Raw genomic sequence first — 15751 nt, forward strand, 5'->3', positions numbered from 1 at the left:
CAGCCACGGCAAGCCCGCGGCGCAGCCACTGGCCAAGGGGCGCACGACTCTGAGCCATGCTTGGCGGCAGCGACTGCTTGCCTGGCATATCATTAGCCGCATTCTTTTTACCGAGCCGCGATAGCGACCATGCCTTTCCTCCGTCCCCTCGTCCTCAGCCTGCTGCTTGGCTGCAGCATCACCCTCCCCTCCTTCGCCGCCGAGCCGCCGAGCAGCGCGCAAGTGCAGCAGAGCCTGGACCAACTCGCCGAGCGCAAGCTGCCGGAGGCCGAGCACAAGGCCCTGCAGGCGCGCCTGGAGCAGACCCTGGCGCTGCTCGCCGGGCGTGACGACAGCCAGCAGAAGCTGGAGGCGCTCAAGCGCCAGCTGCGCGATGCTCCGACCCTGATCGCCGCGGCACAGCGCGAGCTGAACCGCCTCAAGGCCACCGCGCCGGTCGAGGTGGCCAAGCGCTACGCCAAGTCCAGCGTGCCGCAGCTGGAGCAGATGCTCGCCGAGCGCAGCAGCCAGCTGAGCAGCTGGCAACAGGAGCTGGCCGAGGCCAACAGCCTGCTGATCACCGCGCAGACTCGCCCGGAGCGGGCCCAGGCGGAAATCAGCGCCAACCAGAGCCGCAGCCTGCAGATCAACAACCTGCTCAAGGTTGGCAAGGAGGCCGGCAAGCCACTGTCCGCCGAGCAGCGCGACCAGCTGGGTGCCGAACTGGCGCAGCTGGAGGCGCAGACCGAGCTGCGCCGTCAGGAGCTGGCCGGCAACAGCCTGCTGCAGGACCTCGGCAGCGCCCGCCATGAGCTGCTGCAGGAACGCATCCGCCGCCTGGAGCAGGAGAGCCTGGACCTGCAGGCGCTGATCAGCGACAAGCGCCGCGAGAGCTCGGAACAGACCGTCGCCGAACTCTCGCGCGAGGCCGAAAAGGCCACCCCGGACAGCCTGCTGGCCAGGGAAAGCGCGGCCAACCTGAAGATCTCCGACTACCTGCTGCGCGCCACCGAGCGGCTCAACGAGCTGACCCGGCAGAACCTGGAGACCAAGCAGCAGCTGGACAGCGTCAACCAGGCCGACCAGGCCCTGGACGAGCAGATCGACGTGCTGCGCGGCAGCCTGCTGCTGGCGCGCATCCTCTACCAGCAGAAGGAAGGCCTGCCCAAGCTGCAGCTGGACCGCAACCTGGCCGACGAGATCGCCGACATCCGTCTCTACCAGTTCGAGCTGAACCAGCAGCGCGACAAGCTGGGCAACCTGCAGGACTACGTCGACGGTCTGCTCGCCGACCAGCCCGCCGAGCAGGTCACCCCCGAGCTGCGCCGCACCCTGCTGGAGCTGGCCACCACCCGCAGCGAGCTGCTGGAACGGATGAACCGTGAGCTCAACGCCCTGCTCAACGAGTCCATCACCCTGCAGCTCAACCAGAAGCAGCTGCAGGACACCATCAGCAGCCTGCGCGCCACCCTCGACGAGCAGATGTTCTGGATTCCCAGCAACAAGCCGCTGGACCTGGCCTGGCTGAAGCAGGTGCCGCACCTGCTGGAACGCCAGCTGGCAGCCATGCCCTGGGGCTCCGGCGTGCGCGAGCTGGGCGCCGGCCTGCTCGACCGGCCCTGGCTGTTCATCCCGCTGCTGCTGGTGATCGGCGCCCTGCTGTGGCGGCGCAGCTGGCTGTTCGGCAAGCTGCAGGCGCTGCATGAGGACATCGGCCACTACAAGCGCGACAGCCAGCTGCATACCCCGCTGGCGATCCTCCTCAACGTGCTGCTGGCCCTGCCGGTGACCCTGTTCCTCGCCCTCTGCGGCCTGGCCCTGCTGATCGACGCCCGCGGGCAGAACGCCACCCTCGGCAGCGCCCTGCTGGAAATGGCCCAGGCCTGGCTGGTGTTCTACACCCTGTACCGCATCCTCGCCCCGGGCGGCGTGGCCGAACTGCACTTCCGCTGGACCCGCCCGCTGGTGGCCTACCTGCGTACCCAGGTGCGCCGCCTGGGCATGGTGGTACTGGCCCTGGTGGCGGTGGTCACCGTGGCCGAGCACCAGCCGGCAGTGCTGGCCGACGACGTGATCGGCATCTTCGTGGTGCTCTCCGGCTTCGCCCTGATGGCCTGGCTGCTCAGCCGCCTGCTGCTGTCCGGGCCGATGCGCGAGAACAGCTCGCCGTTCCGCCTGCTGATCGGCCTGGCCTTCACCGCGCTGCCCATCGGCCTGATCGTCGCGGTGGGCTTCGGCTACTACTACACCGCGCTCAAGCTCACCGACCGCCTGATCGACACCCTCTACCTGCTGATCTTCTGGCTGGTGCTGGAGGCCGCCGTCGAGCGCGGCCTGGCCGTGGCCGCACGGCGCCTGGCCTATGCCCGCGCCCTGGCCAAGCGCCAGGCGCAGCCCAAGGAAGGCCCGGAGGGCGAGGCACCGCAGGAAGAGCCGACCCTGGACATCGAGCAGGTCAACCAGCAGTCCCTGCGCCTGATGCGCCTGGCCCTGATGGGCGGCTTCATCGCCTGCCTGTACTGGGTCTGGGCCGACCTGATCGGCGTGTTCACCTACCTCGACAACATCACCCTGTACGAGTACAGCAGCGGCAGCGGCGAGGCCGTGAGCATGGTACCGATCAGCCTGCTCGACCTGCTCGGCGGCCTGATCATCCTGGCCATCACCGTGGCCCTGGCCAGCAACCTGCCGGGTCTGCTCGAGGTACTGGTGCTGTCGCGCCTGAAGCTGGCGCAGGGCAGCGCCTACGCCACCACCACCCTGCTGTCCTACGCCATCAGCGGCATCGGCGCGGTGGCCACCCTGTCGGCCCTCGGCGTCAGCTGGGACAAGCTGCAGTGGCTGGTGGCGGCACTCTCGGTGGGCCTCGGCTTCGGCCTGCAGGAGATCTTCGCCAACTTCATCTCCGGCCTGATCATCCTGTTCGAGCGCCCGGTGCGCATCGGCGACGTGGTCACCATCGGCAACCTGTCCGGCACGGTCAGCCGCATCCGCATCCGCGCCACCACCATCACCGACTTCGACCGCAAGGAAATCATCGTCCCGAACAAGACCTTCATCACCGGCCAGCTGGTCAACTGGTCGCTGACCGACACCGTCACCCGCGTCACCATCCAGATCGGCGTCGGCTACGGCTCGGACCTGGAGCTGGTGCGCAAGCTGCTGCTGCAGGCGGCCCGGGAGAACCCGCGGGTACTGCGCGAGCCGGAGCCGCTGGTGTACTTCCTGACCTTCGGCGAGAGCACCCTCAACCATGAGCTGCGCGTCCACGTGCGCGACCTCGGCGACCGCAATCCGGCGATCGACGAGATCAACCGCTTCATCGACCGCGAGTTCAAGAAGCAGGGCATCGACATCTCCTTCCGCCAGCTCGAAGTGCATGTGAAGAACCTGGAAGGCGGCGAGTATCGGCTGCTCCAGAACAAGCCGCAGAGCGCCGGCCAGGACGGCAAGCCCGACGCGCCGGCGGCGCAGGACGAGGAATAGCGGCGCTGGACGGCCCACGACAAGCCCGAGCACAATGCTCGGGCTTTTTCGTTGGAGCCCGCCGTTGAAAGCCCTCGCCGACCTCGTCTTCGATAACCGCTTTGCCCGCCTGGGCGACGCCTTCTCCAGCCCCGTGCTGCCCGAACCGCTGGACGAGCCGTGCCTGGTGGTGGCGAGCCCGGCGGCCATGGCCCTGCTCGACCTCGACCCGAGCGAGGCCGACACCGAGCTGTTCGCCCAGCTGTTCTCCGGGCACAAGCTGTGGAGCGAGGCCGAGCCGCGCGCCATGGTCTATTCCGGGCACCAGTTCGGCGTCTACAACCCGCGCCTGGGCGACGGTCGCGGCCTGCTGCTGGGCGAGGTGGTCAACGCTGCCGGCGAGCACTGGGACCTGCACCTCAAAGGCGCCGGGCAGACGCCCTACTCGCGCATGGGCGACGGCCGCGCCGTGCTGCGCTCATCGATCCGCGAATTCCTCGCCAGCGAATACCTGTACGCCCTCGGCATTCCCACCAGCCGCGCCCTGTGCGTCACCGGCTCCAGCACCCCGGTGTGGCGCGAGCGCCAGGAGAGCGGCGCCATGCTGCTGCGCCTGGCGCCCAGCCACGTGCGTTTCGGTCATTTCGAGTACTTCTACTACAGCAACCAGCACGAGCGCCTGCGCGAACTCGGCGAGCACGTGCTGGCCTGTCATTTCCCCGACTGCCTGGCGGCGGAGAACCCCTGGGCGGCCATGTTCCGCGAGGTGCTGGAGCGCAACGCTGCGCTGATCGCCCAGTGGCAGGCCTACGGCTTCTGCCACGGGGTGATGAACAGCGACAACATGTCGATCCTCGGCATCACCTTCGACTACGGCCCCTACGCCTTCCTCGACGACTTCGACGCCAATCACATCTGCAACCACTCCGATGACACGGGGCGCTACAGCTTCGCCAACCAGGTGCCGATCGCCCACTGGAACCTGGCCGCCCTGGCCCAGGCGCTGACTCCCTTCGTCGCCGTGGAGCAGCTGCGCGAGACGCTCGGCCTGTTCCTGCCGTTGCAGCAGGCCCACTACCTGGACCTGATGCGCCGCCGCCTGGGCCTGGCCACGGCCGACGAACGCGACGCGGCGCTGGTCGAGCGCCTGCTGCAACTGATGCAGGGCAGCGCGGTGGACTACTCGCTGTTCTTCCGTCGCCTCGGCGAGCAGGCGCCGGCAGCGGCCCTGGCGCGGCTGCGCGAGGACTTCGCCGACCTCGCCGGTTTCGACCAGTGGGGCCGCGACTACCAGGCCCGCGTCGAGCAGGAGGGCGGCACCCAGCAGGAACGTCAGGCACGCATGCACGCGGTCAACCCGCTCTACGTGCTGCGCAACTACCTGACGCAGAACGCCATCACCGCCGCCGAACAGGGCGACTACGGCCCGGTGCGCGAACTGCACGCCGTGCTGGCGCGCCCCTTCGAGGAACAGCCGGGCATGCAGCGCTACACCGAGCGCCCGCCGGAATGGGGCAAGCACCTGGAGATCAGCTGCTCGTCCTGAGCAGCGCTGCGACAAATTGCCCAATGCGACAATCCGCCGACTACGCCCCAGGTCCCGCTTGACGGAGTATTGATCCAGATCAATTTCCGGAGTGGCCCATCATGTTCGGCCTCGATGCACTGGAGCTGGGGCGCCTGCAGTTCGCCTTCACCATCTCCTTCCACATCATCTTTCCCGCCATCAGCATCGGCCTGGCCAGTTACCTGGCCGTGCTCGAGGGCCTGTGGCTGAAAACCAAGCGCGAGGTCTACTACGACCTGTACCGCTTCTGGCTGCAGATCTTCGCCGTGACCTTCGGCATGGGCGTGGTCTCCGGCGTGGTGATGAGCTACCAGTTCGGCACCAACTGGGCCGGGCTGTCCACCGCCGCCGGCAGCATCATGGGCCCGCTGCTGACCTACGAGGTGCTCACCGCCTTCTTCCTCGAGGCCGGCTTCCTCGGGATCATGCTGTTCGGCATGAACAAGGTCGGCCGTGGCCTGCACTTCTTCGCCACCCTGATGGTGGCCATCGGCACGCTGATCTCGACCTTCTGGATCCTCTCCTCGAACAGCTGGATGCAGACTCCGCAGGGTCACAGCCTGGTCGACGGGGTGTTCTACCCGGAAAGCTGGTGGGACATCGTGTTCAACCCGTCCTTCCCCTATCGCCTGGCGCACATGGCGGTGGCGGCCTTCCTCAGCACCGCCTTCGTGGTCGGCGCCACGGCGGCCTGGCACCTGCTCAAGGGCAAGCGCGACGAGGCCACCCGCATGATGTTCTCCATGGCGCTGTGGATGGCACTGCTGGTGGCGCCGGTGCAGGCCTTCATCGGCGACCTGCACGGCCTCAACACCCTGAAATACCAGCCGGCCAAGGTGGCGGCGATGGAGGGTCACTGGGAAACCTCCCGCGGCGTGCCGCTGCTGCTGTTCGGCATCCCCGACATGCAGGCGGAAACCACCCACTACGCCATCGGCATCCCGCGCCTGGCCAGCCTGATCCTCACCCATGACCTCGACGGCGAGATCAAGGGCCTCAAGGAATGGGCGCCGCAGGACCGGCCCAACGTACCGATCGTGTTCTGGAGCTTCCGCGTGATGGTCGGCCTGGGCCTGGCGATGATCCTCTGCGGCGTCATCGGCCTGTGGCTGCGCCGTGGCGGCCGGCTGTACGAGGCGCGCGGTTTCCAGCGCCTGATGCTGCTGATGGGCCCGTCCGGGCTGATCGCCATCCTCGCCGGCTGGGTGACCACCGAGGTCGGCCGCCAGCCCTGGGTGATCTACGGCCTGCTGCGCACCTCGGACGCGGTGTCCAACCACAGCGCCACGCAGATGGGCGTGTCGCTGAGCATCTTCGTGGTGGTGTACCTCGCCGTGTTCGGCGTCGGCATCACCTACCTGTTGCGCATGATGCGCAAGGGCCCGGTGCTGGGCCTGCTGCATGCCCATGAACCCGCCGAAGCCGGTGGCCCGGGCCACTCGCGTACGCCGTCGCGCCCACTGTCGGCCGCCGAAGACAGTGTCGAAGACGAACAGGAGCAACGCCCATGAGCATCGACCTGCCGCTGATCTGGGCCGGGGTGATCGCCTTCGGCATCTTCATGTACGTGGTGATGGATGGCTTCGATCTGGGTATCGGCATCCTCTACCCCTTCTTCCGTGACAAGGACGAGCGCGACGCCATGATGAACACCGTGGCGCCGATCTGGGACGGCAACGAGACCTGGCTGGTGCTGGGCGGCGCCGGGCTGTTCGCCGCCTTCCCGCTGGCCTACTCGGTGGTGCTCACGGCGCTCTACCTGCCGCTGCTGATCATGCTGATCGCGCTGATCTTCCGCGGCGTGGCCTTCGAGTTCCGCTTCAAGGCCAAGCGCACCCGCCATGTGTGGGACGCCGCCTTCATCTGGGGCTCGATCGTCGCCACCTTCGCCCAGGGCGTGGTGCTCGGTGCCTTTATCGAAGGGATCAAGGTGGAGAATCGGCAGTTCGCCGGGGGGGCCTTCGACTGGCTGGCGCCCTTCCCGCTGTTCTGCGGCGCCGGCCTGGTGGCCGGCTACGCCATGCTCGGCTGCGCCTGGCTGCTGATGAAGACCGAGGGCAAGCTGCGCCACAAGATGTACAAGCTGATGCTGCCGCTGACCAGCCTGCTGCTGCTGTTCATCGCTGTGGTCAGCATCTGGACGCCGCTGGCCCATGAGAGCATCGCCCAGCGCTGGTTCACCCTGCCCAACCTGTTCTACTTCATACCGGTGCCGACCCTGGTGGCGGTGACCATCCTCGGCATCGTCCGCGCCGTGCACCTGAAGATCGACTGGCAGCCCTTCGTGCTGACCCTGGCGCTGATCGCCCTGGCCTACACGGGCCTGGCCATCAGCCTGTGGCCGAACATCATCCCGCCGGCGGTGAGCATCTGGGAGGCCTCGGCGCCCGCCAGCAGCCAGGCCTTCGCCCTGGTCGGCGTGGTGTTCATGGTGCCGATCATCCTGATCTACACCGCTTACAGCTACTGGGTGTTCCGCGGCAAGGTCAAGGTCGGCGAGGGCTATCACTGATGCACGAGGTCAAACAACCGCTGGCCAAGCGCCTGGCCTGGTTCGTACTGCTCTGGCTGGGCGGCGTGGCGGCCGTCGGCCTGCTCGCCTATGTCATCAAGTGGGGCATGGGCCTGGCCTAGTGGGCCAGGCGCGGATCGCCGCTCAGGCGTTCGTAGAGGAAGTCAGAGAGCGCGCGGATACGCCCCACCCGGCGCAGGTCGGGGTGGGTGAGAATCCAGATCGGCGTATCCAGCTCGGGCCGGGGCTCCGCCAGCCGCACCAGCTCGGCGCAGCCCTCGGCCAGCGGACAGAGCAGCAGCCCCAGCCCCATGCCCTGGCGCACGCACTGCAGCATGCCGACCAGGCTGTCGCTGCGCGCCACCACCTGTCCGGCGGGCACATGCTCGGACAGCCAAGCGGCCTGCTTGAGGTGCGCCAGCGACTCATCGAGGCCGACCCACAGGTGCTCGCTCAAGGACCGCTCACCCATTCTCGCCAGGTAGTCGCGAGAGCCGTAGAGCGCGGTCTGGATGCGCCCGGCGCAACGCCCCAGCAGATGCTCGGGTGGCTCGTGGGTGCCGCGTACCGCCATGTCCGCTTCCCGCGGCGTCAGGCGCAGGAACTCGTTGCGGCTGACCAGCTGCAGGCTGACGGCGCTGTGCAGGCGCTGGAAGTCGGCCAGCAGCGGCGTGAGCAGGCTGGCGAACAGGGTGTCGGTGGAGGTCAGGCGGATGCTGCCGCGGATCTGCTGCTCCAGTCCGCGCACCTGGCGCTCGGCGCCGCTGATCTGCTCGTCCAGGCCGCCCAGCCGCGCCACCAGCTCGTCCCCGGCCGGGGTCAGCACATAGCCCCCGGACTGGCGCTGCAACACGGCGACTCCCAGCCCCTGCTCGAAGTGCTGCAGCCGGCGCAGCACGGTGCTGTGGTTGACCCCGAGCTGGCGGGCGGCGGCACTGAGCGAGCCGTGCCGGGCAACCGCGAGGAAGAACTGCAGATCGCTCCAGTCCATCTGTGCATTTCCGCATAAGACAAATGCAGATAATGCAAATTTTCAGGCATCCACGCAAAGCGCAGACTGGCCATCCATCACTCGCTCGGGAGTCGCCATGTCCACGCTCACCCTCTCCGTTCGCCCCGACCTCGGCCTGCTGCTCCTGCGCGCGGCCCTAGCCGGCATGTGGCTCAGCCACGGGCTGCTGCTCAAACTGCTGACCTATGGCGCCGCCGGGCTGAGCGCCTGGCTGGTCGCGACCGGCCTGCCCGGGGCCCTGGCCTGGCCACTGATCCTGGCCGAAAGCCTCGGCGGCCTGCTGATCCTGCTGGGCCTGCACGGCCGCTGGGTCTCGCTCGCCCTGTTGCCGATCCTGTTCGGCGCCATCTGGGTCCATGCTGGCAACGGCTGGGTCTTCAGCAATGCCGGTGGCGGCTGGGAATACCCGCTGTTCCTGGCCGGCGCCTCGCTGGCGCACGTGCTGCTGGGCGACGGCCGCCTGGCCCTGAAGTGGTGAGCGCCATGCTCCCTCTGCAGCTGGTCAGCCACCCGCTCTGCCCCTATGTGCAGCGGGCCGCCATCGTCATGGCGGAAAAGGGCATCGCCTTCAGCCGTACCGACATCGACCTCGCCCACAAGCCGGACTGGTTCCTGCGCCTGTCGCCGCTGGGCAAGGTGCCCCTGCTGCGGGTCGACGGATACACGCTGTTCGAGTCCGGGCCCATCGTCGAGTACCTGGAGGAGATCGCAGAGCCGAAGCTGCACCCGCAGCAGCCGCTGCAGCGGGCCCGCCACCGCGCCTGGATGGAGTTCGCCTCGGCCCTGCTGAACGATATCGCCGCGCTCTACCGGGCCACCCCGGAGCGCTTCGACGAGGCGCTGCAGCGGGTGCGCCAACGCCTCGCGGAGCTGGAGCAGGCGCTCGGCGAGGGGCCCTTCTTCAGCGGCAAGAGCTTCTGCCTGGTCGATGCGCTGTTCGCCCCGGTGCTGCGCTACTGGGAGGTCTTCGACCTGCTGGCGGAATCGCGTCTGCCGCCGCAACTGGCCCGTCTGCACGCCTGGCGCCAGGCCCTGCTGCGGCGCCCCAGCGTGATCGCCGCGGTGGCGCCCGACTACCCGCAGCGCCTGCGCGACTTCGTCGAGGCGCTGCCGGGCAGCCACCTGGGCGCGCGGCTGCGCGCGCTGCACCCGCCGCTCAGTCCAGCAGGCGACGCAGCTCCTCGCTGAGCGGCATCGGCTGGAACGCGCTGACCCGCGCCCGCCCGCTGTTGCCCAGCGGTACCCACAGGCGCGAGAACAGCAATGCGGCGAGGATGCGCGGCAGCTGCCCGGCCACCTCGCGCCAGTCGCGCGCCCGCCAGCCGGCGCGCAGCATCAGCCAGTGCGACCAGGCGTGGCGCAGCGGCATGCGCTGGCCGAGGATATGGGCGCGTTCCAGCCAGGCGTAGGCGCTGTCCAGATCGCCGCGCGCCAGCGCCGCCTCGCCTTCGGCGAAGGCCTGTTGCAACGCCGCTTTCAGTTCAGTGCGCATGCTCGTGTCCGCCATTGAGTTCGCCATCGGCATGACGCAGCACCGCGATGGCCGAATGCACGGCCAGGCTGGCCATGATGGCGGCCACGGCCAGGTCCGGCCAGGCACTGCCGGTGCCGAACACGCCGAGCGCCGCCGCCAGCACGGCGAGGTTGCCCAGCGCATCGTTGCGGGTGCACAGCCAGACGCTACGCATGTTGCTGTCACCCTCGCGGTAGGCATACAGCAACGCCGCCACACCGAGGTTGGCCAGCAGTGCCAGGCTGCCTACCAGGCCCATGGTCGGCGCACTGGGCACACCGCCCTGCCACCAGTGCCAGAGCGCCGCAGCCAGTACGCCGAGGCCGAACAGCAGCATGCTGACGGCCTTCAACTGGGCTGCACGGGCCCGCCAGCTCAGGGCCATGCCGAGCACCCAGAGGCTGATGGCGTAGTTGCCGGCGTCACCGAGAAAATCCAGCGAATCGGCCAGCAGCGACACCGAGCCGGCCCGCAGGCCGGCGCCGATCTCGATCAGGAACATGGCCAGGTTGACCAGCAGCGCTATCCACAGGATGCGCCGGTAGCGACCGTCGTCGTGCTTGGGAGCGGTATCGGGGCCGCAGCAATGAGCACCCATTTGGTATCTCCTTTGGTTCAGGTGCAGACTAGGCTAAACCCTGTAGTCGCTACGGAGTCAACATGGGCAAACCCATCACCATCGGCATGCTGGCCCGCGACAGCGGCGTGAACCTGGAAACCATCCGTTTCTACGAGCGCAGCGGCCTGCTGCCGGCACCACAGCGTAGCCCTGCCGGCTATCGCCACTACCAGCCGGAGGATGTGCGCCGGTTGCGTTTCATCCGCCGCGGCCGCGAGCTGGGCTTCAGCCTGGAGGAAATCCGCAGCCTGCTGGAGCTGGCCGCCCACCCCGAGAGTCCTTGCGCCAGCGCCGACCAGATGGTGCGCGAACATCTGGACGCCATCGCCACACGCATCCGCGACCTGCAGAACATGCAGGCCGAGCTGAGCAAGCTGGCCGGCTGTCACAGCGGCCATGCCGAGCATTGTCGGCTGCTGGAGGCGCTGGATAGCCGCGAGTGCTGCCTGTAAGGCAGGTAGCCCGGATGCAATCCGGGAAGCAGGCCACACCTGCCCCAGCTACTGGGCTCAGCGACTCCAGTCGCGCACCAGCTCTTCCGCTTCCTGCAGCGAATCGAAGCCGGTCAGGGCCACACGGCCATCGAGCACCGGCTCCTCGACTATGGGCGCCAGGCGCAGTTCGCCGTCGACCACGAAGGCCAGCGGCTGGCCCAGATGGGTGCGGGTCAGCTCGGCCAGGGTGGCGCGCCCGGCATCGCTCAGGGTCAGCACCACGGCCGGCTCGCCCGCGAGGGTGAAGGCCATTTCCGCCTGGCGCACGTCCGCCTCGGTCAGCACCGGCTGCGGCGCCAGCCACAGGCGCACGCCACTGTGGCGGTCGCGCATGGCCTGCAGGCCCTCGGCGCTGGCACCGCGTGCCAGGTGGATGCCCAGGCGATGCTCGGTAGTCGGCAGGCGCGCCTCGCTGGCGCAGCCGGCCAGCAGCGCCAGGGCGAGCGCCGCCAGCAGCGTCCTCACGCCGGCACCAGCATGGCCTCGGCCACCGCCCTACGCTTGCCCTTGCCGACCAACTGCTCGACCAGGGTCAGGGCGAACTCCAGAGCCGTCGCCGGCCCCTGGCTGGTGATGCAGTTGCCATCCACCACCACCGGCTGGTCGACGAAGGTGCAGCCGGACAGGCGATCGCTGAACGCCGGGTAGCAGGTCATGCGCCGCTGCTTGAGCACGCCGTAGCCCTGCAGGGCCAGGGCCGGAGCGGCGCAGATGGCGGCGAACAACTTGCCGGCCCTGGCCTGCTCGCGCACCTTGTCGGCCAGCGGTTCATGCTCGGCCAGGTGCTGGGCACCGGGCATGCCGCCGGGCAGCACGATCAGGTCGAAGTCCTGGGCCAGCACGTCGACCAGCATGGCGTCGGCGGTCAGCCGGGTACCACGGGCGGCGGTGAACATGCGGCGGTTCTCGATGCTGGCAATCACCACTTCCACCTCGGCGCGGCGCAGCACGTCGATCAGGGTCACGGTTTCCAGGTCTTCCACACCGTCGGCGACGGCGATCAGGGCGCGGGCTGTCATGGTCGTTCTCCTCGCCGAACGGAAACCGATGCTGTCCGTCCGGTCATAAATTCACCGCTCGGGGGTGAGCTGGTATAGTGCGCGGCTTTTCCGGATCAAGCACGAATCCGCCCTCGTTTTTCGTCGAGTTGGCAGCCTTTGTGCTTTGCTTTCGCGCAGTCCGCCCACCTTGCCGCACCAGCCTAACGGGAGCCCCACCATGCTGGAAAAGCTGTTCCAACTCAAGGCACACAACACCACCGTGCGCACCGAGATCCTGGCCGGTGTCACCACCTTCCTGACCATGGCCTACATCCTCTTCGTCAACCCGGCGATCCTCGGCGAGACCGGCATGGACAAGGGCGCGGTATTCGTCGCCACCTGCCTGGCGGCGGCCATCGGCTCGGCGGTGATGGGCCTGATCGCCAACTACCCGATCGCCCTGGCCCCCGGCATGGGCCTCAACGCCTTCTTCACCTACACCGTGGTGCTGCACATGGGTTACACCTGGCAGACCGCACTGGGCGCGGTGTTCATCTCCGCCACCCTGTTCTTCCTGCTGTCGATCTTCCGCATCCGCGAGTGGATCGTGAACAGCATCCCGCTGCCGCTGCGCTCGGCCATCGCCGCCGGCATCGGCCTGTTCCTGGCGCTGATCGCGCTGAAGGAAGCCGGCCTGGTGGTGGACAACCCGGCCACCCTGGTCGGCCTCGGCGACCTCACCGCCCCCGGCCCGCTGCTGGCCGTGCTCGGCTTCTTCCTGATCGTCGCCCTTGAGGCCCGCCGCGTCACCGGCGCGGTGATGATCGGCATCCTCGTGGTCACCGCCATCGCCATCGCCCTGGGCGTCACCCCGTTCGGCGGCGTGGTGTCGATGCCGCCGTCGCTGGCGCCGACCTTCCTCCAGCTGGACATCGCCGGCGCCTTCGAAGTGGGCATGATCAGCGTGATCTTCGCCTTCCTGTTCGTCGACCTGTTCGACAACACCGGCACCCTGATCGGTGTGGCCAAGCGCGCCGGGCTGATGGGCAAGGACGGCCACCTGCCGAAGATGGGCCGCGCCCTGATCGCCGACAGCACCGCGGCCATGGGCGGCTCGCTGCTGGGCACCAGCACCACCACCAGCTATATCGAATCCGCCTCGGGCGTGGCCGCCGGCGGCCGCACCGGCCTGACCGCCATGGTGGTCGCCGTGCTGTTCCTGCTGGCGCTGTTCTTCGCCCCGCTGGCCGGCACCGTGCCGGCATTCGCCACCGCCCCGGCGCTGCTGTTCGTCGCCGTGCTGATGACCTCCGGCCTGGCCGAGATCGACTGGGAAGACATCACCGTCGCCGCGCCGGTGGTGATCACCGCCCTGGCCATGCCACTGACCTTCTCCATCGCCAACGGCATCGCCTTCGGCTTCATCGCCTGGGTGCTGATCAAGGCCCTGGCCGGCCGCTTCAAGGAACTGAACCCGGCCCTGGTGATCCTCGCCGCGATCTTCGTGGTCAAGTTCGCCTTCGGCGCCAACGCATGATCCGCATCGGTGACCAGGCGGCCTATGCCGCCCAGCTGGACGACAAGGTCGCGCGCCTGCGCGAGCTGCTGGCGCCCTTCGCCGCCCCCGAGCCCGAGGTGTTCGACTCGCCGCGCGAGCACTACCGCCTGCGTGCCGAGTTCCGCCTGTGGCGCGAGCAGGAGGAGCGCCACTACGCGATGTTCGAGGCGGGCGACAAGCACACGCCGATCCTCATCGAGCAGTTCCCCATCGCCAGCGCGCGCATCAACCAGTTGATGCCTCAGCTCAAGGCCGCCTGGCAGGGTAGCCGGGTCCTGTCGTTCAAGCTGTTCCAGGTCGAGTTCCTCACCACCCTGACCGGCGATGCGCTGATCACCCTGTGCTACCACCGCCCGCTGGACGCCGAGTGGCAGGCCGAGGCCGAGCGCCTCGCCGCTGATCTCGGCGTCAGCCTGGTCGGCCGTTCGCGCGGCCAGCGCCTGGTGATCGGCCGTGATTACGTCGAGGAAGAGATGAGCGTGGCCGGTCGCACCTTCCGCTACCGCCAGCCGGAAGGCGCCTTCACCCAGCCCAATGGCACGGTCTGCCAGAAGATGCTGCAGTGGGCCTTCGATGCCCTCGGCCAGCGCCAGGATGATTTGCTGGAGCTGTACTGCGGCAACGGCAACTTCACCCTGCCGCTGTCCACCCGGGTGCGCAAGGTGTTGGCCACCGAGATCAGCAAGACCTCGGTCAACGCCGCCCTGGCCAACCTGGCCGGCAACGGCATCGACAGCATCGAGCTGGTGCGCCTGTCCGCCGAAGAACTGACCCAGGCCCTCAACGAAGTGCGCCCGTTCCGTCGCCTGGCCGGCATCGACCTGAAGGCCTACGACTTCGGCACGGTATTCGTCGACCCGCCGCGTGCCGGCATGGACCCGGACACCTGCGAGCTGACCCGGCGCTTCGACAACATCCTGTACATCTCCTGCAACCCGCAGACCCTGGCCGCCAACATCGCCCAGCTACACGACAGCCACGCGGTGGTGAAGACGGCGCTGTTCGACCAGTTTCCCTGGACCCATCACATGGAAGCCGGGGTACTGCTGCAGCGCCGCTGAGCCCAGCATCCCTAACGCTGCCCCAGCCCGCGCAACAGCCAGAACGCCAGCGCGGCGGAGACGCCCTCGAACAGCATGGCGTAGAGGTTGAAGGTCTGCTGCGCGCCGCCGTCCAGCCACAGCCCGCCCAGGCGGGCGAGCAGCAGCGCGCTGTAGAGCAGCACCAGCAGCATCAGCGCCGGGCGCAGCAGCTCGCCACGCAGCAGTGCCAGCCCCAGCCAGGCCGCCAGCCCCAGCTGCAGGCCGCCGTAGTAGGCCCTTACGTCGGTGATCGCCGCCGGCGCCATCAGCAGCATGCCGCTGAGGTTGGCCAGCTCGTGCGGACGGACGAAGTAGGCCAGGCCGAAGCCGGCGAGGATCAGGCTCTGGACAATGAGGAACAGGCGCACCGGCAGCATCGGCAATCTCCCTGGTTGGACTGGCTGCGAGCATAGGCGCTGGCGACTCACACGGAAACAGTCGCGGCCTGGGCGCGCTCGGCCCGGCGATTTATCCTAGCCACCTGATGCCAGAATCGAGGACTCCCCCATGCGCCTGCTGCCTCTCGCCACCCTGCTCTTCGTCGCCTCCGCGCAAGCCGCCGAGCCCGTCACCATGGACGTGCACCGCGACGCCAACTGCGGCTGCTGCAAGGCCTGGATCAGCCACCTGGAAGCCAACGGCATCCAGGTCAACGACCATGTCGAAACCGACATGGCCGCCGTCAAGCAGCGCCTGGGCGTACCGCCGCGCCTGGCCTCGTGCCACACCGGGGTGATCGACGGCAAGTTCGTCGAGGGCCACGTACCGGCCCGCGACGTGCTCGCCCTGCAGGGCCGCCCCGACCTGCTCGGCGCCGCCGTGCCGGGCATGCCGCACGGCTCGCCGGGCATGGAGACCGGTCGGGTGGATGCCTACCAGGTGATCGGCCTGGGCCAGGACGGCAAGCAGAGCGTGCTGGCCGACTATCCGGCCGAGTGACGCTCCGCTGGCGCCGCGCCCGTCCGGGGAC

At 68.4% G+C, this 15751-nt stretch carries 17 protein-coding genes; 11 read left to right on the forward strand and 6 right to left on the reverse strand.

Annotated features, from left to right (window positions below):
- Positions 1–129 precede the first annotated feature (129 nt).
- The 5 genes from mscK (at position 130) to AAG092_RS07850 (ending at position 7645) form a co-directional block, all read left to right on the forward strand.
- Positions 130–3465, forward strand: coding sequence for a mechanosensitive channel MscK (gene mscK / locus AAG092_RS07830; protein ID WP_373389229.1), 3336 nt, complete (start codon positions 130–132; stop codon positions 3463–3465).
- A 64-nt stretch (positions 3466–3529) separates the two neighbouring features.
- Complete coding sequence (selO, locus tag AAG092_RS07835) at positions 3530–4990, forward strand: protein adenylyltransferase SelO (RefSeq protein ID WP_373389230.1); 1461 nt, start codon at positions 3530–3532, stop codon at positions 4988–4990.
- 101 nt (positions 4991–5091) lie between these two features.
- Positions 5092–6522, forward strand: coding sequence for a cytochrome ubiquinol oxidase subunit I (locus AAG092_RS07840; protein WP_373389231.1), 1431 nt, complete (start codon positions 5092–5094; stop codon positions 6520–6522).
- The gene (cydB, locus tag AAG092_RS07845; RefSeq protein WP_237046388.1) at positions 6519–7523 is read left to right on the forward strand and encodes a cytochrome d ubiquinol oxidase subunit II; all 1005 of its coding nucleotides are present in this window, start codon (positions 6519–6521) and stop codon (positions 7521–7523) included. The genes AAG092_RS07840 and cydB overlap by 4 nt, the downstream gene beginning before the upstream one ends.
- On the forward strand, positions 7523–7645 hold the full coding sequence (locus AAG092_RS07850) for a DUF2474 family protein (protein WP_146224924.1): 123 nt from the start codon (positions 7523–7525) through the stop codon (positions 7643–7645). The genes cydB and AAG092_RS07850 overlap by 1 nt, the downstream gene beginning before the upstream one ends.
- Here the strand turns inward: AAG092_RS07850 and AAG092_RS07855 are convergent.
- A complete protein-coding gene (locus AAG092_RS07855) occupies positions 7642–8514 on the reverse strand; it encodes a LysR family transcriptional regulator (protein ID WP_373389232.1) in 873 nt (290 codons plus the stop codon). The two genes, AAG092_RS07850 and AAG092_RS07855, sit on opposite strands and share 4 nt — an antisense overlap.
- A 97-nt stretch (positions 8515–8611) precedes the next feature.
- On the opposite strand from AAG092_RS07855, the gene AAG092_RS07860 reads away from it, so the two are divergent.
- Both AAG092_RS07860 and AAG092_RS07865 read left to right on the forward strand, forming a co-directional pair.
- Positions 8612–9013, forward strand: a complete 402-nt coding sequence (locus tag AAG092_RS07860; protein WP_373389233.1) for a DoxX family membrane protein — start codon at positions 8612–8614, stop codon at positions 9011–9013.
- 5 nt (positions 9014–9018) lie between these two features.
- Complete coding sequence (locus tag AAG092_RS07865; protein WP_373389234.1) at positions 9019–9723, forward strand: glutathione S-transferase family protein; 705 nt, start codon at positions 9019–9021, stop codon at positions 9721–9723.
- On the opposite strand, the gene AAG092_RS07870 is transcribed toward AAG092_RS07865, so the two are convergent.
- Entirely contained in the window at positions 9692–10027 is a 336-nt protein-coding gene (locus tag AAG092_RS07870) for a DUF3703 domain-containing protein (protein WP_373389235.1), read from the reverse strand. The two genes, AAG092_RS07865 and AAG092_RS07870, sit on opposite strands and share 32 nt — an antisense overlap.
- On the reverse strand, positions 10017–10646 hold the full coding sequence (locus tag AAG092_RS07875) for a cation transporter (RefSeq protein ID WP_373389236.1): 630 nt from the start codon (positions 10644–10646) through the stop codon (positions 10017–10019). Before AAG092_RS07875 ends, AAG092_RS07870 begins: the two co-directional genes overlap by 11 nt.
- A 62-nt stretch (positions 10647–10708) precedes the next feature.
- Between AAG092_RS07875 and AAG092_RS07880 the strand changes: the two genes are divergently transcribed.
- Complete coding sequence (locus AAG092_RS07880; protein WP_373389237.1) at positions 10709–11119, forward strand: MerR family DNA-binding protein; 411 nt, start codon at positions 10709–10711, stop codon at positions 11117–11119.
- A 57-nt stretch (positions 11120–11176) separates the two neighbouring features.
- Here the strand turns inward: AAG092_RS07880 and AAG092_RS07885 are convergent, their stop codons facing one another.
- Both AAG092_RS07885 and AAG092_RS07890 read right to left on the reverse strand, forming a co-directional pair.
- The gene (locus AAG092_RS07885) at positions 11177–11626 is read right to left on the reverse strand and encodes a hypothetical protein (protein ID WP_373389238.1); all 450 of its coding nucleotides are present in this window, start codon (positions 11624–11626) and stop codon (positions 11177–11179) included.
- A complete protein-coding gene (locus AAG092_RS07890) occupies positions 11623–12180 on the reverse strand; it encodes a DJ-1 family glyoxalase III (protein WP_110683531.1) in 558 nt (185 codons plus the stop codon). Before AAG092_RS07890 ends, AAG092_RS07885 begins: the two co-directional genes overlap by 4 nt.
- A 199-nt stretch (positions 12181–12379) precedes the next feature.
- Between AAG092_RS07890 and AAG092_RS07895 the strand changes: the two genes are divergently transcribed.
- Both AAG092_RS07895 and trmA read left to right on the forward strand, forming a co-directional pair.
- Complete coding sequence (locus AAG092_RS07895) at positions 12380–13678, forward strand: NCS2 family permease (protein ID WP_373389239.1); 1299 nt, start codon at positions 12380–12382, stop codon at positions 13676–13678.
- Positions 13675–14760, forward strand: coding sequence for a tRNA (uridine(54)-C5)-methyltransferase TrmA (gene trmA / locus AAG092_RS07900; RefSeq protein WP_373389241.1), 1086 nt, complete (start codon positions 13675–13677; stop codon positions 14758–14760). The genes AAG092_RS07895 and trmA overlap by 4 nt, the downstream gene beginning before the upstream one ends.
- A gap of 11 nt (positions 14761–14771) precedes the next feature.
- Here the strand turns inward: trmA and AAG092_RS07905 are convergent, their stop codons facing one another.
- Complete coding sequence (locus AAG092_RS07905) at positions 14772–15158, reverse strand: DUF4345 family protein (protein ID WP_110683528.1); 387 nt, start codon at positions 15156–15158, stop codon at positions 14772–14774.
- 130 nt (positions 15159–15288) lie between these two features.
- On the opposite strand from AAG092_RS07905, the gene AAG092_RS07910 reads away from it, so the two are divergent.
- On the forward strand, positions 15289–15720 hold the full coding sequence (locus AAG092_RS07910) for a DUF411 domain-containing protein (protein WP_373389242.1): 432 nt from the start codon (positions 15289–15291) through the stop codon (positions 15718–15720).
- The last annotated feature ends 31 nt before the right edge of the window (positions 15721–15751 follow it).

It is taken from the genome of Pseudomonas alcaligenes (genome assembly GCF_041729615.1).
Classification (GTDB): Bacteria; Pseudomonadota; Gammaproteobacteria; order Pseudomonadales; family Pseudomonadaceae; genus Aquipseudomonas; species Aquipseudomonas alcaligenes_B.

Coding starts and splice junctions, on each gene's coding strand:
- mscK (WP_373389229.1), top strand. CDS start 130: ATGCCTTTCCTCCGTCCCCTCGTCCTCAGCCTGCTGCTTGGCTGCAGC.
- AAG092_RS07840 (WP_373389231.1), top strand. CDS start 5,092: ATGTTCGGCCTCGATGCACTGGAGCTGGGGCGCCTGCAGTTCGCCTTC.
- cydB (WP_237046388.1), top strand. CDS start 6,519: ATGAGCATCGACCTGCCGCTGATCTGGGCCGGGGTGATCGCCTTCGGC.
- AAG092_RS07850 (WP_146224924.1), top strand. CDS start 7,523: ATGCACGAGGTCAAACAACCGCTGGCCAAGCGCCTGGCCTGGTTCGTA.
- AAG092_RS07855 (WP_373389232.1), bottom strand. CDS start 8,514: ATGGACTGGAGCGATCTGCAGTTCTTCCTCGCGGTTGCCCGGCACGGC.
- AAG092_RS07860 (WP_373389233.1), top strand. CDS start 8,612: ATGTCCACGCTCACCCTCTCCGTTCGCCCCGACCTCGGCCTGCTGCTC.
- AAG092_RS07865 (WP_373389234.1), top strand. CDS start 9,019: ATGCTCCCTCTGCAGCTGGTCAGCCACCCGCTCTGCCCCTATGTGCAG.
- AAG092_RS07870 (WP_373389235.1), bottom strand. CDS start 10,027: ATGCGCACTGAACTGAAAGCGGCGTTGCAACAGGCCTTCGCCGAAGGC.
- AAG092_RS07875 (WP_373389236.1), bottom strand. CDS start 10,646: ATGGGTGCTCATTGCTGCGGCCCCGATACCGCTCCCAAGCACGACGAC.
- AAG092_RS07880 (WP_373389237.1), top strand. CDS start 10,709: ATGGGCAAACCCATCACCATCGGCATGCTGGCCCGCGACAGCGGCGTG.
- AAG092_RS07890 (WP_110683531.1), bottom strand. CDS start 12,180: ATGACAGCCCGCGCCCTGATCGCCGTCGCCGACGGTGTGGAAGACCTG.
- AAG092_RS07895 (WP_373389239.1), top strand. CDS start 12,380: ATGCTGGAAAAGCTGTTCCAACTCAAGGCACACAACACCACCGTGCGC.
- trmA (WP_373389241.1), top strand. CDS start 13,675: ATGATCCGCATCGGTGACCAGGCGGCCTATGCCGCCCAGCTGGACGAC.
- AAG092_RS07905 (WP_110683528.1), bottom strand. CDS start 15,158: ATGCTGCCGGTGCGCCTGTTCCTCATTGTCCAGAGCCTGATCCTCGCC.
- AAG092_RS07910 (WP_373389242.1), top strand. CDS start 15,289: ATGCGCCTGCTGCCTCTCGCCACCCTGCTCTTCGTCGCCTCCGCGCAA.